Raw genomic sequence first — 16,211 nt, 5'->3', positions numbered from 1 at the left:
GATGGGGGAGTTTGATGAAAGCTTTTTTAGATGAGCAGTTTTTATTAAACAGTCAAACGGCGGAAAAGCTATACCATGAGTTTGCAAAGAACCTTCCGATTATTGATTACCATTGTCATTTAAGTCCAAAAGAAATCTATGAAAATAAAACGTTCCAAAATATAACTGAAGCATGGCTTTACGGAGATCATTACAAATGGCGTGCCATGAGAGCAAATGGGATACCTGAAACACATATCACAGGAGATGCCTCAGATGATGAGAAATTTTTAGCTTGGGCGAAAACTGTTCCGATGACGATTGGAAATCCTCTCTATCACTGGACCCATCTAGAGCTAAGACGATATTTTGATGTCGAAGAACTTTTGAATGAAGAAAGCGCAGACATCATCTGGAAAAAAGTAAATGAAAAGTTGCAAGGAGATGGATTTGGTGCGAGAGATTTCATTGTGAAATCAAATGTTGAAACGGTTGTGACGACAGACGATCCGGTTGATTCGTTGATTTATCACCAACAACTGCGGGAAGAAGGCTTTTCTGTGCAAGTACTGCCAGGGTTTCGGCCAGATAAAGCATTAGATATCACAAATGACTTGTTTATCGAATATGTTGATCAGTTGGCGGAGGTTTCATCTATCCCGATCGAATCCTATCAAGACTTCATAAAAGCACTTCATATGCGTATCGATTTCTTTCATGAACAGGGCTGTTTGATTTCAGATCATGCCATCAATGAAATGACGTACGAAGACACGACGGAAGAAGAAGCTACGATCATTTTTCATAAAAGAATGTCTGGACATCCATTGACGGAAAAGGAGAAGGTTCAATTTAAAACGCACACATTCATTGAACTAGGTCAGGCATATGCTCAGCGGGGATGGGCGATGCAGCTTCATATCAATGCGCTCAGAAACAACAATTCAAAAATGTTTGAGCGGCTTGGACCAGATACCGGATATGATGCAATGAATGATGAAGACATTGCAAAACCTCTTTGCCGCGTATTAGATCGGTTAGAACAAGCATATGCATTGCCAAAAACCATCCTCTATTCCTTGAATCCAAGGGACAATGTGGTGATTTCAACGATAGCTGGAAGTTTTCAAGATGGAAAGACTCCTGGGAAAATGCAGCATGGAACAGCTTGGTGGTTTAATGATACAAAGCAGGGAATGACAGAGCAGATGATGGCACTTTCCAGTATCGGACTGATCAGCCGATTTATTGGGATGCTGACAGATTCACGAAGCTTCCTGTCTTACACAAGACATGAATATTTCCGTAGACTGTTATGTGACATCATTGGAGATTGGGTGGAAAAAGGTGAAGCGCCTAATGATCTCAATTTGCTAGGGGGAATGGTAAAAGGAATCAGCTATGAAAATGCAAAGCAGTATTTTCAATTTGAACGGGCAAATGAGCTTTCGCATAAAAGCAAGATGATATGAACAAAAAGCAAGAATATGAAAGCGTTTTTATGATAAGATGATAAAAAATCATAAAAGGCGGAATAGCATGACAGTCACAATCAAAGATATAGCAAAATTGGCAAACGTTTCTCATACCACAGTATCAAGGGCTTTGAATAACAGTCCTTTTATTAAAGAGAAAACAAAACAAAACATCTTGTCGATTGCAAAACAGCTGAATTACTCACCGAATGTCCATGCCAGAGGCCTTGTCTCGCAAAAATCATTTACAATTGGTCTGTTTTTTACGAGTTTAACAGAAGGCACATCCTCAAGTTTCTTTGTTGATGCATTAAAAGGCGTCAACAGTGTGATAACAGAAAACTATCATTTGGTTGTAAGAGGAATTGACGATTTTCACGATTACACAACCATTCATAAACAGCGGTATGATGGTATTTTGCTCATGAGCCAGAGCGAGCATGATGAAGCGTTTATCCATCATGTGAAAAAACAGGGCATTCCCATTATTGTACTGAATCGTCGTGTAGAAAGTAATCAAGTGATGAATATATTAGCGGATGATGGTGAAGGGGCATATCAAGCTGCACACTATTTCATTCAGCAGGGGCATAAACAAATTGCCATTATTGAAGGGAAAGAAGGGTTTAAATCTACACAGGAAAGAAAAGCTGGTTTTTTGCAAGCACTCATTGACCATCATGTACCCATGAAGAAGGAATACATGATCACAGGCGACTATCATATGAAGAGCGGCTATGAATCAATGGAAGCCTTACTCACTCTTGATGATCCGCCAACTGCCCTTTTTTGCTCAAACGATGACATGGCGATTGGTGCGATGAATGCATTGTTTGCAAAAGGTAAAAGGTGTCCTGATGATCTCTCTATTATCGGTTTTGATGATATTTCATTTTCATCTTATACAACGCCTGCCCTCACAACAGTCAAAAAGCCAATTGAAAAAATGTGTGCGCTTGGAGCAGAAGCGATCCTTTCAGTCATCAACGGTGAAAAGCAAGAAGACGATCATCTGGAAAAAGTGTATGTCCACACAGAGCTGATGATTAGAGATTCAGTAAAAAAGGTGCAGTAATCAGCATCTTTTAAATAAAAATGTTCACGTGTGCAAAAAATGCGGGGAGGAAAAGCGTTTGAGACGATTATCCAAAGATGTGTACCCAGTGGCTGAATATCCTGAAACCATTCTACAAATTGGCGAAGGGAACTTTATGCGGGGATTTATGAATTGGCAGATCCAGAAGTTAAACGACTGTACAGATTTTAAAGGAAGAGCAGTGGTTGTTCCTCCTCGAAAAGGATCAGTGACCGCTCTAAATGAACAAGATGGTTTGTACACTTTATGTATTCAAGGGTTTCATGACCAAAAAGAAATGAACGAACGGATCGTCATTCAATCCATCAGCAGGGGAATCAGCACATATACAGATTATGAAGCCTTTTTACATGTAGCGGAAAGTCCTGATGTGCGCTTTGTCTTTTCTAATACAACAGAGGCAGGACTTGTGTTAAGAAAAGAGGACCGATTAGAAGATCGGCCGCAAGCAAGTTTTCCAGGAAAGCTGACAGCCTTCTTGTATCACCGCTTCAAAGCTTTTTCTGGAGATGAGAAAAAGGGCTTGATCATTTTACCTTGTGAATTGATTGAACAAAACGGTGATCGATTAAGAGAATATGTGATCACAATGGCAGCTGAGTGGAATCTTCCGCCTGATTTTGTGGCTTGGGTCAAGGAAGCCAACACGTTCTGTAATACGTTAGTTGATCGGATTGTCCCAGGATTTTCTCAGAAAGCAGCGGAGACTGTTCAAAAAGAAGAGGGGTATATTGATGAATTGCTTGTCACGGCAGAATATTATCACCTGTTTGTCATTGAAGCACCTGCGTTTGTTCAAAAAGAGCTTCCTTTTCAAGAAGCAGGGTTAAACGTACTTTTTGTGGAAGATATCGCTCCCTATCGTATGAGCAAGGTTCGCATTTTAAACGGTGCGCATACAGCGATGGTGCCGATTGCATATTCATGTGGCTTGGATACTGTCAAAAAAGCGGTGGATGATGAGCATGTTGGTGTGTTCATTCGCCGCATGCTTGAGGAGGAAGTGCTGCCAAGTTTGCCACTTCCTGAAGAAGAGCTGCTGCTTTATACACAATCCGTTTGGGATCGATTCTGCAACCCTTTTGTCAAACATCAATTACTCGATATTGCCTTAAATGGTGTATCTAAATTTCGGGCACGTATTCTCCCGTCTCTTCTAGATTATATAGAGCTAAAAAAACAGTTGCCTACGAAACTTATGTTCTCACTGAGCAGTTTGATTTATTTTTATCAAGTCCATGCAGATCAAATAAAGGATGATGAGTCTGTGATGACATTCATGAAGGAAGCATGGGAGGAAGTGGACCATTCCTATGAATCAATGGTCGATCGACTTCTTTCAAACGAAGTTTTATGGGGGATGGATTTGACGAAGATCGCAGGGCTGAAGGATGCAGTAGCCGAGCAGCTCACCTTCATACATGAAAATGGCATGAGAGCTGCTGTTCACCAAATTCTTCAATATGAAAGTCAGGGGGAGAAGGCATGAGAGACTTTGTTGTGATTCATCCTTCAGATAATGTTGGTATCGCTTTAAAAGTGCTTGAGCAAGGCGAAAAGCTTCAGCACCAAGGTCATACAATCATTTTAAAAGAAACCGTTGCTAAAGGTCATAAATTTGCATTGGTTGAGATTAAAGAAAAAGAGAATATCATCAAATATGGCTACCCCATTGGTCATGCAGCCACTAAGATTTCTGCTGGAGAATGGGTGCATACGCACAATATCAAAACGAATCTATCAGGTAAGCTCGATTACGAATACCGACCTTCTTTAACAGAAAACCCCTATGAAAAAACGAATCTGACATTCAAAGGGTATAAACGAAAAAATGGCGCAAGTGGTATACGAAATGAGCTTTGGATTGTCCCAACAGTTGGGTGTGTCAATGGCATTGCCGATCAAATCATTCAAATATTTACCGCTGAAATGGGGGGGAGCATCCATCCTTTTGAAACGGCTCTCGTATTAAAGCACAATTATGGGTGCTCACAGCTTGGGGATGATCATGAAAACACAAAAACAATACTTCAAAATGCCGTAAAGCACCCAAATGCTGGAGGGGTTCTCGTTCTAGGTCTTGGCTGTGAAAACAATGACATTGAGGATTTTCAGGCAACATTAGGGGAGTATGACCAGACGAGGGTGAAATTTTTAAGAAGCCAAGAAGTAGGGGATGAGATTGAGACAGGTGTCGCTTTGCTCAAGGAAATTTATGACGCAGCGAAAGAAGATCAGCGAGAAGACATTCCGTTATCTGAGCTGAGTATTGGCTTGAAATGCGGAGGATCAGATGGGTTTTCAGGCATTACCGCAAATCCACTTTTAGGTAGACTGTCCGATTTTATTGTGGCTCAAGGCGGAACCACCGTCTTAACAGAAGTACCGGAAATGTTCGGGGCTGAAACGATCTTAATGGAGAGAGCGGAATCAAAAGCGACATTCGACAATATTGTGCAGATGATCAATGATTTTAAACAATACTTTATGGATCATCGACAGCCAGTATATGAAAATCCTTCCCCGGGAAATAAAGCAGGAGGAATTTCGACATTAGAAGATAAATCTCTCGGCTGCACACAAAAAGCGGGTACTTCCGTTATAAAGGATGTTTTAACATACGGGGAGCTGCTAAAACGAAAAGGATTGAATTTATTAAGTGCGCCTGGGAATGATTTGGTTGCTTCATCTGCTCTCGCAGCGTCTGGCTGTCAGCTCGTCCTCTTTACAACAGGCAGAGGCACACCGTTTGGCACATTTGTTCCAACGATGAAGGTATCGACCAATACCGCTTTATATGAAACAAAAAAACATTGGATCGACTTTAATGCGGGGGAATTGCTTGAAGATGTACCAGAAGATGTGGTGCTAGAGAAATTCATTGCCACGTTGATTGATGTGGCGAGTGGAAAGCTGTTAAATCATGAAAAAAACAATTTTAGAGAGCTGGCCATTTTTAAAACAGGTGTGACACTTTAAGGCGTCTGGGGGATGAGGAAATGTCTAAAAAACGGAATTTGATGTATGTGACAGCAGGAACAGTACTAACAGGAATTGGACTCGCACGTTTAGCAAAGCAAGGGAAAAAAGACAAAGAAACAGATGGTATAGATCATGTGTTAAAGCAGATAAAAGCGCCAAAGTTCCCAGATCGTGAATTCAATGTCATTCATTATGGTGCAGATAACAAAGGGATAGAGCTTTCGACAAATGCTATTCAGTCTGCCATTGATGATGCACATCGTTTGAAAGGAGGGCGTGTGCTGATTCCTAAAGGGACATTTTTGACAGGCGCTCTAGAATTGAAAAGCAATGTAGAGCTTCATCTTCATGAAAACGCCTATGTGAGCTTCAGCCAAGATACACGTGATTATCTCCCGCTTGTTCTAACAAGATATGAAGGAATTGAGCTTTATAATTATTCACCACTTATTTATGCCCATCATGCAGAAAACATCGCGATTACAGGAGCAGGCACGCTGGACGGGAGAGGGGATGAACACCACTGGTGGCCTTGGAAGTATGGAACAAATGGTCAACCCTCTCAAGATCGGGATCGTCAGCTTCTTTTTGAAATGGCTGAAAAAAGAATACCAGTGGAAGAAAGAGTGTTTGGTGATGGACATTATTTAAGATCAAGCTTTATCCAGCCCTACAATTGCCAAAACATTCTCATTGAAGGAGTAACCGTAAAGGATTCACCGATGTGGCAAGTCCATCCGGTGTTAAGTGAAAACGTCATCGTCCGCGGGGTGAATATCATCGGTCATGGCCCAAATACAGATGGTGTGAATCCAGAGTCGTGCCGACATGTGCTCATTGAAGATTGTTATTTTGATAATGGCGATGATTGTATTGCCATTAAATCGGGCAGAAATGAGGACGGCCGGAGAATCGGTGTTCCATCTGAAAACATCGTCATTCGTAGAAATACGATGCGTGATGGTCATGGCGGAGTAACGATCGGGAGTGAAATCTCTGGAGGCGTCAAGTATGTATATGCAGAGGATAATGTCATGGACAGTCCGAACCTCGACAGGGCATTGCGCATTAAGACCAACTCTGTCAGGGGCGGTACCATTGAACACATCTATTTTAAAAACAATCTAGTGAAAAGCTTAAAGCATGAGGTGGTCTGTATCGACATGATGTATGAGGAAGGGGATGCCGGTCCACATAGGCCTGTAGTCCGTCATATTGAAGTAGAAGGGCTAAAAAGCAGCGGAGGGCGATATGGTGTCAAGATCGCCGCATACTCACATTCCCCGGTCACACACTTTAAAATGAAAGACTGTGTCATTGACGATGTCACGTACCCTCTTTCATTGGAACATGCAGTATCTCCTTCATTTCAGAAAGTTGTCATTAATGGTGAACATATGAACCAATAGCGGAAGTGAAAACAGCCACGTCAAAGGCTGTTTTTCTTTTACAAGCACAGACAAGACGTATTCGGAATCACATATACAACCTATCTGCACTGTAGTATAATATTCCCGAAATTAGAAAAGAATTGACGAAAGAGATGACGTCAAGCAGTACATAAAGCAGGGGGTTTATTGATGAAGAAGTTAACTGGTATTTGGCTATCATTGTTACTTGTGATCGGTGTTTTAGCAGGGTGTGCAGGTGCGGAAACGGACCAAAAAACAAACAGTTCAAAGCCTAAAGAGACAGCGGCTGCGGCATTTCCTGTATCCATCAAAGATGCAGCTGGTAAAACAGTTGAAATCAAAGAACAGCCTAAACGAATTGTTTCGTTAATTCCAAGTAATACAGAGGTTGCCTATGCCCTTGGCCTTGGAGATAAAATCGTGGGTAGATCAGATTTTGACAACTATCCAAAGGAAGTAGAAAAGGTCGAGAAGATTGGCGGTCTTGATTTCAATGTAGAGAAGGTTATTTCCTTGAAGCCTGATCTTGTCTTAGCACATGCATCACAAATGAGCTCAAAAGACGGATTTAAACAGCTTGAAGATGCAGGTATTCAAGTGCTGACTGTCAATGATGCGGCTTCCTTCAAAGATGTTTATAAGTCTATCCATATGATTGGTGAAGCAACCGGCGTAAAAGAGGCATCAACGAAGCTTGTAGATGAGATGAAATCAAAACTGAATGACATCAAAAAACAAGCAGAATCCATCTCCAAAGACAAACAAAAAACAGTTTTTGTCGAAGTATCAGGTGCGCCTGAAATTTATACAACAGGTAAACAAACGTTTATGGACGAAATGCTGTCTGTCATTCATGCAAAAAATGCCGCTGGCGATCAAACGGGCTGGGTGCAAATGACGGAAGAATCAATTATTAAACGAAATCCTGATGCTATCGTTACGATTGATGGCGCAAGTTTAGCTGATCTGAAAAAAAGAGACGGCTGGAAGGCGATCAAAGCAGTCAAAGAAAAACAAGTCTTTCAATTGAATACGGATCTGGCATCACGACCGGGACCGCGATTGGTTGAAGGAGTGGAGGCTCTTGCGAAAAGCATCTATCCTGACACGTTCAAATAAAATCATCATCGCATACACAGCAAGTGCTTTACTTCTTGTCGTGAGCATTGGAATGGGAATCTCATTTGGCAGTTTAGGGATTCCCATTCCTTCTATACTTCGGATCTTTGTTCATGAAGTATTTGGAATTCAGGCCGGAACCATTGATGCAATTGACCGCAATATTATGATGAATATCCGGCTGCCGAGAGTGATATTAGCGGCGTTAGTCGGAGCAGCTCTGGCGTTATCTGGTGCAGCCTTTCAAGGTTTATTAAAAAATCCTCTCGCTGACCCTTATACACTTGGGGTATCTCAAGGGGCATCTGTGGGGGCTGTAGCCACATTGTTTTTCAGTTTGCAGTTTCCTTTGCTTGGCAGTTTTACACTGCCTTTTTTGAGTATGACAACAGCGCTTGTCACACTATGTCTCGTCCTCTTTTTTGCCCGTCTGGTTCACCGAGGAATGAGCATTTCTTCTTTAATTTTGACGGGGGTCATCTTTAGCTCTTTTTTAGGAGCGCTCATTTCATTAATGATTGCGTTAACAGGTGATGATTTAAAAGAGATTATTCATTGGCTTCTAGGCAGTGTGTCTATGAGAGGCTGGCGATATATTGTTCTTTTCCTTCCTTTTTTCCTTATTGGTACATTTGCATTGATCTTGATGGGAAGAGATTTAAATGTGATGACATATGGCGAAGAAAAGGCAAAACTGTTAGGGGTGCATGTGAAACGGAGCAAATATGTGGTGTTGCTTGCTGGTTCGATTCTGACTGGCAGTGCGGTGGCTGTGTCAGGAACGATCGGATTTGTAGGACTGGTGATTCCACATTTTATCCGTCTTTTATCCATTACGGATCATCGTCATTTGCTGCCTTTGTCGATGCTGAATGGTGCTTCCTTTCTCGTTTTAGCAGATGTGCTCTCCCGTACGATCATTGAACCGACTGAATTGCCTATTGGCATCATTACTGCGTTAATTGGTGCTCCTGTCTTTGGCATCATCCTCATCCGCAGATATAGAGGAGGGACGCATCTATGATTCAAGTGAAGGAAGTTAGAGGAGGATATGGTGAAAAAGAGGTCATTCACGGCATGAGTTTTGAAGTGGAGCGAGGGGAATTCCTCGGCATCCTTGGTCCGAATGGGAGCGGTAAGACGACGCTACTTAAAATGATCGCAGGTATTTTAGCACCTGAGAGCGGCCAAGTAACACTAAGTGGCCATCCAGTTCAATCCTACCGGCCAAAGGCACTTGCGCAAAAATTGGCAGTTCTCCCTCAGAAGACCGATCAAGCCTTTTCATTTACAGTGGAAGAAACGGTCCAGTTTGGGCGTTATCCTTATCAGAAAGGGTGGCTACAATCTGTTACAAAAGAAGATATCGAGATTGTCAGCAAGGTGATGGACCAAACAGATATTGCTCAATTTAAGGATCAATCCATCCATGAGTTAAGCGGTGGAGAACAGCAGCGGGTTTACTTAGCCCAAGCGCTGGCTCAGTGCCCTGACTATTTATTGCTGGATGAACCAACCAGTTTTCTTGATTTAGCTTATCAAAAAGAGTTACTCGATTTGATTAAACAAGAGACGGTTTCCTCTAACTTAACGGTGATCGGTGTGTTTCATGATGTGAACATTGCCAGTTTGTATTGTGACCGTCTGCTTTTGCTGAATGAAGGAAAGACGGACATGCTGGGAGAACCGCATCATGTGTTGACCACCGAACGGGTGAACCGGGTGTATGAAACAGATGTAACACCTCTCCAACATCCACTGCGGGCCAACCCTCAGCTGGTAATTGAACCTGCGTCCATCTCTGAACATTCAAGGCTGAACTTAGCGGATGGGTGGAAAACATATGGCGCAAACGGAATGACATTTTCTACTCATCAGCCATTGCGCATCCTTTCATCACATGAGAAAAGCGGGGGTTTCTTTTGGACACGGTCCCTTGGAACGGGAACTGAAGCACTCCAAGACATGCTGGATGATGAGGAAGGGTACTTATTTCTTGGTCAATCTGATGGGCCGAAGCAATACGCCGCTGAAGATGATGATGCAGATGTCCTTCTTTATGGGATGCATCAAGAAGGAGAGCTGTCCGTTTGGCTTGTGCTGAAAGGAACGATATCAGATGGTGCGTCTGTCCAGCTGATGGGCGAGCTGACGCACTTCATTAAACAAGAGACAAGTATCCAGGTACATCATCTTTGTATCGCTGCTGCCAATGCAGAAGAAAAGGAGCATACTGCTCATTTACATGAAAGAGTCAGACAGAAAGTGAAGCGTCTTCTTCATACATTGGATGCAATGAAAAAGTGAACCAGCTGGTTCGCTTTTTTGTTTAGGGATTCATGATTTTACATTTAGATTACAGTGGTTTTAATAAACAGGGTATACTAAAAGGAAGAAGCATGGAAGGGGGAACCTCAATGAAGCTTTATACAAAAACCGGAGATCAAGGTCAAACAGGCTTGATTGGCGGGCGGGCTGATAAAGATGACGCAAGAGTAGAAGCGTACGGTACATTAGATGAGGCGAATAGTTTGATTGGGCTAGCCCATGCAAACTTAAGGCAGCATGGCGAATTGTTTCAAGATATTCTATTTGAGCTGATGGTCATTCAGCATGAACTGTTTGACTGCGGCGGTGATTTGGCAGCGGTGAAACCATCGAAAGAAGGCAAGTTAAAAGAAGAATCTGTCACAGTCCTTGAAAAGCGAATGGACGTGTATGTAGAAGAAGCTGCGCCGCTGACTAAATTTATTTTACCTGGCGGCCAGGAAGGTGCTGCCCTCTTACATGTAGCGCGAACAGTCGTCAGGAGAGCCGAGCGGCATATTGTGACACTCGCAAAGCAGGAGGAAATTCCAGCAATTACGCTCACATATGTGAACCGTCTATCCGACTATTTATTTGCTGTCGCCCGTATTGTAAATCATCGGCTTGGTGAAGCGGATGTTGAATATGAACGAAGTGCAGACGTGTTTCGTTCTAAATGAGGAAAAGCACTCTTCTAGTCGAAGAGTGCTTTTTCTATAGATTCAACCGCTCAGTCTGAGCCATGTTACGACTCTGGTCGCAACCAAAGATCAATCTACGACACGTTTTGCCGGCTTCCTTTTTTGACTATAGTTAAAGCAAGGAGCAAGAAAGGAGGCATGAAGATGAAAATCACAAGTAAAACCATCATCGGTTCAATCCTGATGTTTATCGGTTTATCCATCTTCTTTGGTGGTTCATTGGGCGGGCTGATCCCGACTTTGATTGGGGCGTGGCTCATTTATGTAGGTGTCAAAAAATATGATAAAGGCAGTAAAACAACAGGGGTCATACTCTCTATTATCGGTGTATTGCTTGTCGCACAGTCGCTGCCATTTTTACTCGGAATCGCATTTGCTGGAGTACTTCTCTACTTTGGCTGGAAGATGATCAATGGTGAATCTGCAAAGGAATCATCCGGCAGAACAACATATATGGAGCCAAACACAGCACCGAACATGGAAGAATCTATGCACACGTCATTTGATCAAGAATGGGAAGACTTTTTAAAGAAAAAATAAAAGGAGGAATATGAAATGGTATTAAGAAGAGTACGTGATATGTTTGTTGCAACAGTCAATGAAGGCTTAGATAAATTGGAGAATCCGCGTGTCATGCTGAATCAATATGTTCGTGATATGGAGGACGATATTGCCAAAGCGAAGCATGCGATTATCAAACAGCAAACCATTCAGCAAGGTTTCTTGAGAAAAGCAGAAGAGACAGAAGCATTTGCTGATAAGCGAAAGAAACAGGCGGAGCTGGCGTTTCATGCAGGAGAAGAAGAACTTGCACGGAAAGCACTGACTGAAATGAAGTATTTTGAAGAAAAGCACAATGAATATCAAGATGCCTATCAGCAATCTGTTAAACAGCTGAAAGAGCTGAAAGAACAGTTGCAGCATCTAGAAACAAAGCTGCGTGATGTTAAAGACAAGAAGCAAGCGCTGATTGCAAGAGCCAATGCCGCACAGGCAAAGCAGCATATGAATGAATCTATGAATAAAGTTGATAGTGAAAGTGCTTATAAAGAATTTCTACGCATGGAGAACCGTATAGAGGAAATGGAGATAAAAGCGGGCAGCTATGCACAATTTGCTGATCAGGGTGCATATGCTCATCTTGATTACGCTGATGAGGTTGAAAAGGAATGGCAAAAGCTTCAACGATCAAAGCAGCTTGAGAAACAGCCGGCAAACTAATGGAAATGTGTCAAAACGGAAGAAAAACAGGATTTTTCTTCCGTTATTTGATTTCTTTCTGTTTCGCTTTTCCTTATAATAAAAAGGTCAAAGGATAAAGGGATGATATAAATGAAACGGTTCATTGGTCTAATTTGTATACTTGTTGGTGTTTTTTTGATGATTGGGATGCTTTTCAAAAATGGAGATCTCTTTCATTTGAGCTTTTCTCGTGATAAAGCGGTCACAACAGCTTCAGCGAAAAAGGATGAGGTTGAACAATTAGATATCTCTCTTTCTGGATTTCGCATCAAGGTGGAGCCGGAAGATCGTTCGGATATTTCTGTGATGGTTGTGAATGGAAAAGGGAAAATGTATGCGGAACAAACAGGCGGAACCTTCAAAGTCCGTGCTGAAAATAAAGGATTTTTGTTTTTCTCTGCATTTGAAAAAGGAGAACTCTTAGTCAAAATTCCAACAGATTATCATAAAGATGTGAAAATAACAGGTGGAATCGGCGTGAGCGAAGTAAATGGCGAAGGAAAGCTGTCTCTTCAAGATGTGACGCTCAAATCAACGAGCGGAAACCTCACAGCTGAGAACTTCTCAGCAAATCGTGTGGAAATCAAAGCGACTTCTGGCAGACTTTCAGTGTCTCATATTGATGCGAAGGAAAGTGATATTGGTGCCACTTCTGGTCGTGCTGATATTCAAGATGTAAAAGGAAAGCTGCAATTAGGCATGACAAGCGGCAGGCTGACAGCAAGCTTTGATACAATTGATTCACCAGTCGACTTTCACATGACATCAGGCAGTGCGAAATTGAACTTGCCAGATGAGGGAGATTTCAAAGTCCAAGTGAAAAAAACGAGTGGACGTATTGATCATTCGTATGGTTTTGACCAAGCGGATAGTGAAGGCCGAGGTTTTACAGGCACGCATGGGAAAGGGACACACTTAGTCGATATTGAGATGACAAGCGGAAACTTAAAATTGCGGTAAACAAACGTAAAAAGGAAGGAGGCGAGTCAACTGCGTTTTTCTAGAAATCAAATTTTAGGCATCATTGTGGTGATTTTCGGTATTAATCTTTTTCTCAAAATTATTGGGATTGGGGCAGACCTATTTTGGCCAGTGTTTTTTGCTCTAGCTGGTTATTGGCTGCACTCTCGATCTAAACGTTGGCTCGGTTCGGTTTCCTATATTTTTGCAGGCTTTCTCTTCTTGAAGTTTCTACTAAATATCACGTTTAGTTTGACTGGGTATTTATTTGCTGCCTTTTTGATCTATGCGGGCTATCGTTTATTGAAAAACAAACCTGTTTTTGATGTCGATAAAAAGGAATCATCAGACGATGGAAAGCCTTCACTGAAAGTCAATCTTGAAAAAGAGGGCGATCAGAAGAAAACAAAAAGCCAGACAAAGCCGCGCAAAGAACATGATTTCTTCATCGGTGAAGTCAGGCTGATGAAAAAACCATTTCAATTAAGCGATTTGACCATTTCAGGTTTTATTGGCGATGTCAAAATCGACTTATCAAAGGCAATCATTGCTGAGGAAGAGAGTACGATCGTCATTAGTGGACTCATCGGAGATGTCGATATTTATGTACCGCAGGATATTGAAGTGTGTGTGAGTGCTTCGGCGGCGATTGGTGATATGAAAATCATTGATGAAAAAAGAAGCGGGTTCGGCAGTAAAGTGTATGTCATGACAAATGATTATGATGAGAGCAAGCGAAAAGTGAAAATCTCCATTTCTCTCCTGATAGGGGATGTGGATGTGAGGTACTTATGAGGAAACTGCATTTAGGCATCCAGTGGCAATCTGTTCGTCTTGCAGTCGGTATCTCGCTTGGTGTTGTCATCATGACGACACTCCCGATGTTTTTTTATTACCAGCTTGATCCCATGATTTTACTGTCTACGCGGTGGTTCGGCATCCCGTTTTTTTGTATTTTACTCATTATTAGTCTCGCCATTGGTGTATCAGCGGGGCATGTGTTTGGCTATCAGCATAAGAAGCGGCTGGATCAGCTTGTAGAGTCGATTTTGAAGTTTGAAAATGGGAATTTTGCCTATAGACTGCCTTCTCTAGGTGATGATGAAATTGGTTTGGCGGCAGATCAATTAAATGAAATGGCGAAACGAGTGGAAGGGCAAGTAGCCTCCTTACAAAAGCTCTCAAATGAGCGAGCTGAATGGCAGGTTCAAATGAAAAAATCGGTTGTCTCAGAAGAGCGTCAGCGTCTAGCGCGTGAGCTGCATGATGCAGTCAGCCAGCAGCTATTCGCCATTTCGATGATGACGTCTGCGATTCTTGAAGGGATGAAGGAAAAGGATGAAAAGATTTTAAAGCAAATGCGTCTTGTGGAACGAATGGCTGGCGATGCACAAAATGAGATGCGTGCACTCCTTTTGCATTTAAGACCGATCACCCTTGAAGGAAAAGACTTGAAAAAAGGCTTGATTGAGCTACTCAATGAATTTCAGGCAAAGCAGCCAATTGATATTGATTGGGAAATAGAAGATGATGCTCCGCTGTCTAAAGGGGTGGAGGACCATCTGTTCCGAATTGTGCAAGAAGCCCTTTCCAATGTGTTTAGGCATGCAAAGGCGACAAAGGTGACAGTACGTCTGCTTATTCGGAACCGTCAAGTTCAATTGAAAATTATCGACAACGGGATTGGTTTTCAAACAGATCATGTGAAGACTGCTTCCTACGGACTTGAATCGATACGAGAAAGAACAAGTGAAGTAGGCGGTGTCGCAGAGATTATGTCATTTGAGGGAAAAGGCACACAAATTGATGTGAAGGTTCCCATTTTTGATGAAGGAAAAGGAGAGAACGTTCGATGATTCGAGTGCTTTTAATTGACGATCACGAAATGGTGAGAATGGGTCTTGCTGCTTTTTTAGAGGCACAGGCGGATATTGAAGTCATCGGTGAAGCGTCAGATGGACAAAAAGGTGTAGAACTAGCGGTTGAATTAAAGCCAGACGTGATTTTAATGGACCTTGTCATGGAAGGCATGGATGGCATCGAAGCAACGAAAAGAATTTGTCAGGAAATAGAGGATGCCCGGATTATTGTACTGACGAGCTTTATTGATGATGATAAAGTGTATCCAGTGATTGAGGCTGGTGCTTTAAGCTATCTTTTAAAAACATCGAAAGCAGGAGAAATTGCTGATGCCATCAGGTCTGCAAGTATCGGCGAACCAAGGCTTGAATCAAAAGTAGCTGGAAAGGTCATGAACAAACTCCGCCATTCATCAAATGGGTCCATTCTGCACGATTCGTTAACCGCAAGAGAAATGGAAATATTAAAGCTGATTGCCGATGGGAAATCGAATAAGGTCATTGCTGAGGAATTGTTTATTACCATCAAAACAGTCAAGACGCATATTACCAACATTCTTTCCAAGCTTGATGTAGAAGACCGCACACAAGCGGCCGTGTATGCACATCGCCATAAGCTGATTCAATAAAAAAACAGCTTTCAAATGAAAGCTGCTGGAACATGCACAAAATTAGTCCTTCTGTCCTGTGATTGGACGTTCGGATAGTTGATGGAGCTCAGGAACTGGAAAAGCCTCCTGCTCCTCGGCCGATTTGTCTTCCAGGGTTTTCTTCATCTCGGAAAGCAGCTTGACGCTTTCCTTTGCCACTGCAGCTTTTTTCTCTTGCAAATCAATGATCTGTGAAAGTCCAACAAATAAACCGCCTCCAATCAGAAGGAGCGCAGGGGTTTGTCCATAATAAATCACGATCAAAAATGTGCTTGAAAAGCTGTCGGCTTCAATGAAGAAATCTTCTTTTGATTGCATGAATACCACGACTAACAGAAGTATTCCTAGAATCAAAAATAGAATGCCGGCCGAAAGTAAAGCTCGTTTCATGATTGACACCCTTTTTTTCTTACCATTTTAACATACTCT

The 16,211-nt window shown here is 42.2% G+C and carries 16 protein-coding genes; 15 read left to right on the top strand and 1 reads right to left on the bottom strand.

Annotated features, from left to right (window positions below):
* Positions 1-14 precede the first annotated feature (14 nt).
* The 15 genes from uxaC to ACSBQP_RS09965 all read left to right on the top strand — a co-directional run bounded on the left by uxaC (position 15) and on the right by ACSBQP_RS09965 (position 15,761).
* Positions 15-1,451, top strand: a complete 1,437-nt coding sequence (gene uxaC, locus ACSBQP_RS10035) for a glucuronate isomerase (RefSeq protein WP_435028369.1) — start codon at positions 15-17, stop codon at positions 1,449-1,451.
* Between the two features lie 67 nt (positions 1,452-1,518).
* Complete coding sequence (locus ACSBQP_RS10030) at positions 1,519-2,529, top strand: LacI family DNA-binding transcriptional regulator (RefSeq protein ID WP_017359253.1); 1,011 nt, start codon at positions 1,519-1,521, stop codon at positions 2,527-2,529.
* Positions 2,530-2,587: 58 nt separating this feature from the next.
* The gene (locus ACSBQP_RS10025; RefSeq protein ID WP_435028368.1) at positions 2,588-4,039 is read left to right on the top strand and encodes a tagaturonate reductase; all 1,452 of its coding nucleotides are present in this window, start codon (positions 2,588-2,590) and stop codon (positions 4,037-4,039) included.
* Entirely contained in the window at positions 4,036-5,529 is a 1,494-nt protein-coding gene (locus tag ACSBQP_RS10020) for a UxaA family hydrolase (RefSeq protein ID WP_435028367.1), read from the top strand. The genes ACSBQP_RS10025 and ACSBQP_RS10020 overlap by 4 nt, the downstream gene beginning before the upstream one ends.
* Before the next feature lie 20 nt (positions 5,530-5,549).
* Complete coding sequence (locus ACSBQP_RS10015) at positions 5,550-6,941, top strand: glycoside hydrolase family 28 protein (protein ID WP_435028366.1); 1,392 nt, start codon at positions 5,550-5,552, stop codon at positions 6,939-6,941.
* 171 nt (positions 6,942-7,112) lie between these two features.
* Positions 7,113-8,063, top strand: a complete 951-nt coding sequence (locus tag ACSBQP_RS10010) for an ABC transporter substrate-binding protein (RefSeq protein WP_008347105.1) — start codon at positions 7,113-7,115, stop codon at positions 8,061-8,063.
* Positions 8,029-9,087 carry a FecCD family ABC transporter permease gene (locus tag ACSBQP_RS10005; protein WP_435028365.1) on the top strand — a complete coding sequence of 353 codons (1,059 nt, stop codon included), beginning with the start codon at positions 8,029-8,031 and terminating at the stop codon, positions 9,085-9,087. The genes ACSBQP_RS10010 and ACSBQP_RS10005 overlap by 35 nt, the downstream gene beginning before the upstream one ends.
* Positions 9,084-10,370, top strand: coding sequence for a heme ABC transporter ATP-binding protein (locus ACSBQP_RS10000; RefSeq protein WP_435028364.1), 1,287 nt, complete (start codon positions 9,084-9,086; stop codon positions 10,368-10,370). Before ACSBQP_RS10005 ends, ACSBQP_RS10000 begins: the two co-directional genes overlap by 4 nt.
* Positions 10,371-10,480: 110 nt before the next feature.
* A complete protein-coding gene (locus ACSBQP_RS09995) occupies positions 10,481-11,050 on the top strand; it encodes a cob(I)yrinic acid a,c-diamide adenosyltransferase (protein ID WP_435028363.1) in 570 nt (189 codons plus the stop codon).
* 165 nt (positions 11,051-11,215) lie between these two features.
* Positions 11,216-11,611, top strand: coding sequence for a hypothetical protein (locus tag ACSBQP_RS09990; protein ID WP_024719792.1), 396 nt, complete (start codon positions 11,216-11,218; stop codon positions 11,609-11,611).
* 15 nt (positions 11,612-11,626) lie between these two features.
* Complete coding sequence (liaH, locus tag ACSBQP_RS09985; RefSeq protein WP_435028362.1) at positions 11,627-12,292, top strand: stress responsive protein LiaH; 666 nt, start codon at positions 11,627-11,629, stop codon at positions 12,290-12,292.
* A gap of 111 nt (positions 12,293-12,403) precedes the next feature.
* Positions 12,404-13,273, top strand: coding sequence for a LiaG family protein (gene liaG, locus ACSBQP_RS09980; protein ID WP_411238338.1), 870 nt, complete (start codon positions 12,404-12,406; stop codon positions 13,271-13,273).
* A gap of 30 nt (positions 13,274-13,303) precedes the next feature.
* The gene (gene liaF / locus ACSBQP_RS09975) at positions 13,304-14,068 is read left to right on the top strand and encodes a cell wall-active antibiotics response protein LiaF (RefSeq protein WP_007500301.1); all 765 of its coding nucleotides are present in this window, start codon (positions 13,304-13,306) and stop codon (positions 14,066-14,068) included.
* Positions 14,065-15,129: a two-component system sensor histidine kinase LiaS gene (gene liaS / locus ACSBQP_RS09970; protein ID WP_007500303.1), complete on the top strand. Its 1,065-nt coding sequence runs from the start codon at positions 14,065-14,067 to the stop codon at positions 15,127-15,129. Before liaF ends, liaS begins: the two co-directional genes overlap by 4 nt.
* Entirely contained in the window at positions 15,126-15,761 is a 636-nt protein-coding gene (locus ACSBQP_RS09965; RefSeq protein ID WP_007500305.1) for a response regulator, read from the top strand. Before liaS ends, ACSBQP_RS09965 begins: the two co-directional genes overlap by 4 nt.
* A 42-nt stretch (positions 15,762-15,803) precedes the next feature.
* Here the strand turns inward: ACSBQP_RS09965 and ACSBQP_RS09960 are convergent, their stop codons facing one another.
* Entirely contained in the window at positions 15,804-16,172 is a 369-nt protein-coding gene (locus ACSBQP_RS09960; protein WP_007500307.1) for a hypothetical protein, read from the bottom strand.
* Positions 16,173-16,211: the final 39 nt, after the last annotated feature.

The sequence above is a fragment of the Bacillus sp. G402 genome (assembly GCF_051172515.1).
Taxonomy (GTDB): domain Bacteria; phylum Bacillota; class Bacilli; order Bacillales; family Bacillaceae; genus Bacillus; species Bacillus altitudinis.
This window is presented reverse-complemented; position numbering and strand designations above follow the sequence as displayed.

Excerpts from the sequence above, each read along its gene's own strand:
- ACSBQP_RS09960 (WP_007500307.1), bottom strand. The coding sequence starts at position 16,172 with ATGAAACGAGCTTTACTTTCGGCCGGCATTCTATTTTTGATTCTAGGA.
- ACSBQP_RS10000 (WP_435028364.1), top strand. The coding sequence starts at position 9,084 with ATGATTCAAGTGAAGGAAGTTAGAGGAGGATATGGTGAAAAAGAGGTC.
- uxaC (WP_435028369.1), top strand. The coding sequence starts at position 15 with ATGAAAGCTTTTTTAGATGAGCAGTTTTTATTAAACAGTCAAACGGCG.
- liaG (WP_411238338.1), top strand. The coding sequence starts at position 12,404 with ATGAAACGGTTCATTGGTCTAATTTGTATACTTGTTGGTGTTTTTTTG.
- ACSBQP_RS09990 (WP_024719792.1), top strand. The coding sequence starts at position 11,216 with ATGAAAATCACAAGTAAAACCATCATCGGTTCAATCCTGATGTTTATC.
- ACSBQP_RS10020 (WP_435028367.1), top strand. The coding sequence starts at position 4,036 with ATGAGAGACTTTGTTGTGATTCATCCTTCAGATAATGTTGGTATCGCT.
- ACSBQP_RS10030 (WP_017359253.1), top strand. The coding sequence starts at position 1,519 with ATGACAGTCACAATCAAAGATATAGCAAAATTGGCAAACGTTTCTCAT.
- ACSBQP_RS09965 (WP_007500305.1), top strand. The coding sequence starts at position 15,126 with ATGATTCGAGTGCTTTTAATTGACGATCACGAAATGGTGAGAATGGGT.
- ACSBQP_RS10010 (WP_008347105.1), top strand. The coding sequence starts at position 7,113 with ATGAAGAAGTTAACTGGTATTTGGCTATCATTGTTACTTGTGATCGGT.
- ACSBQP_RS10015 (WP_435028366.1), top strand. The coding sequence starts at position 5,550 with ATGTCTAAAAAACGGAATTTGATGTATGTGACAGCAGGAACAGTACTA.
- liaH (WP_435028362.1), top strand. The coding sequence starts at position 11,627 with ATGGTATTAAGAAGAGTACGTGATATGTTTGTTGCAACAGTCAATGAA.
- ACSBQP_RS09995 (WP_435028363.1), top strand. The coding sequence starts at position 10,481 with ATGAAGCTTTATACAAAAACCGGAGATCAAGGTCAAACAGGCTTGATT.
- liaS (WP_007500303.1), top strand. The coding sequence starts at position 14,065 with ATGAGGAAACTGCATTTAGGCATCCAGTGGCAATCTGTTCGTCTTGCA.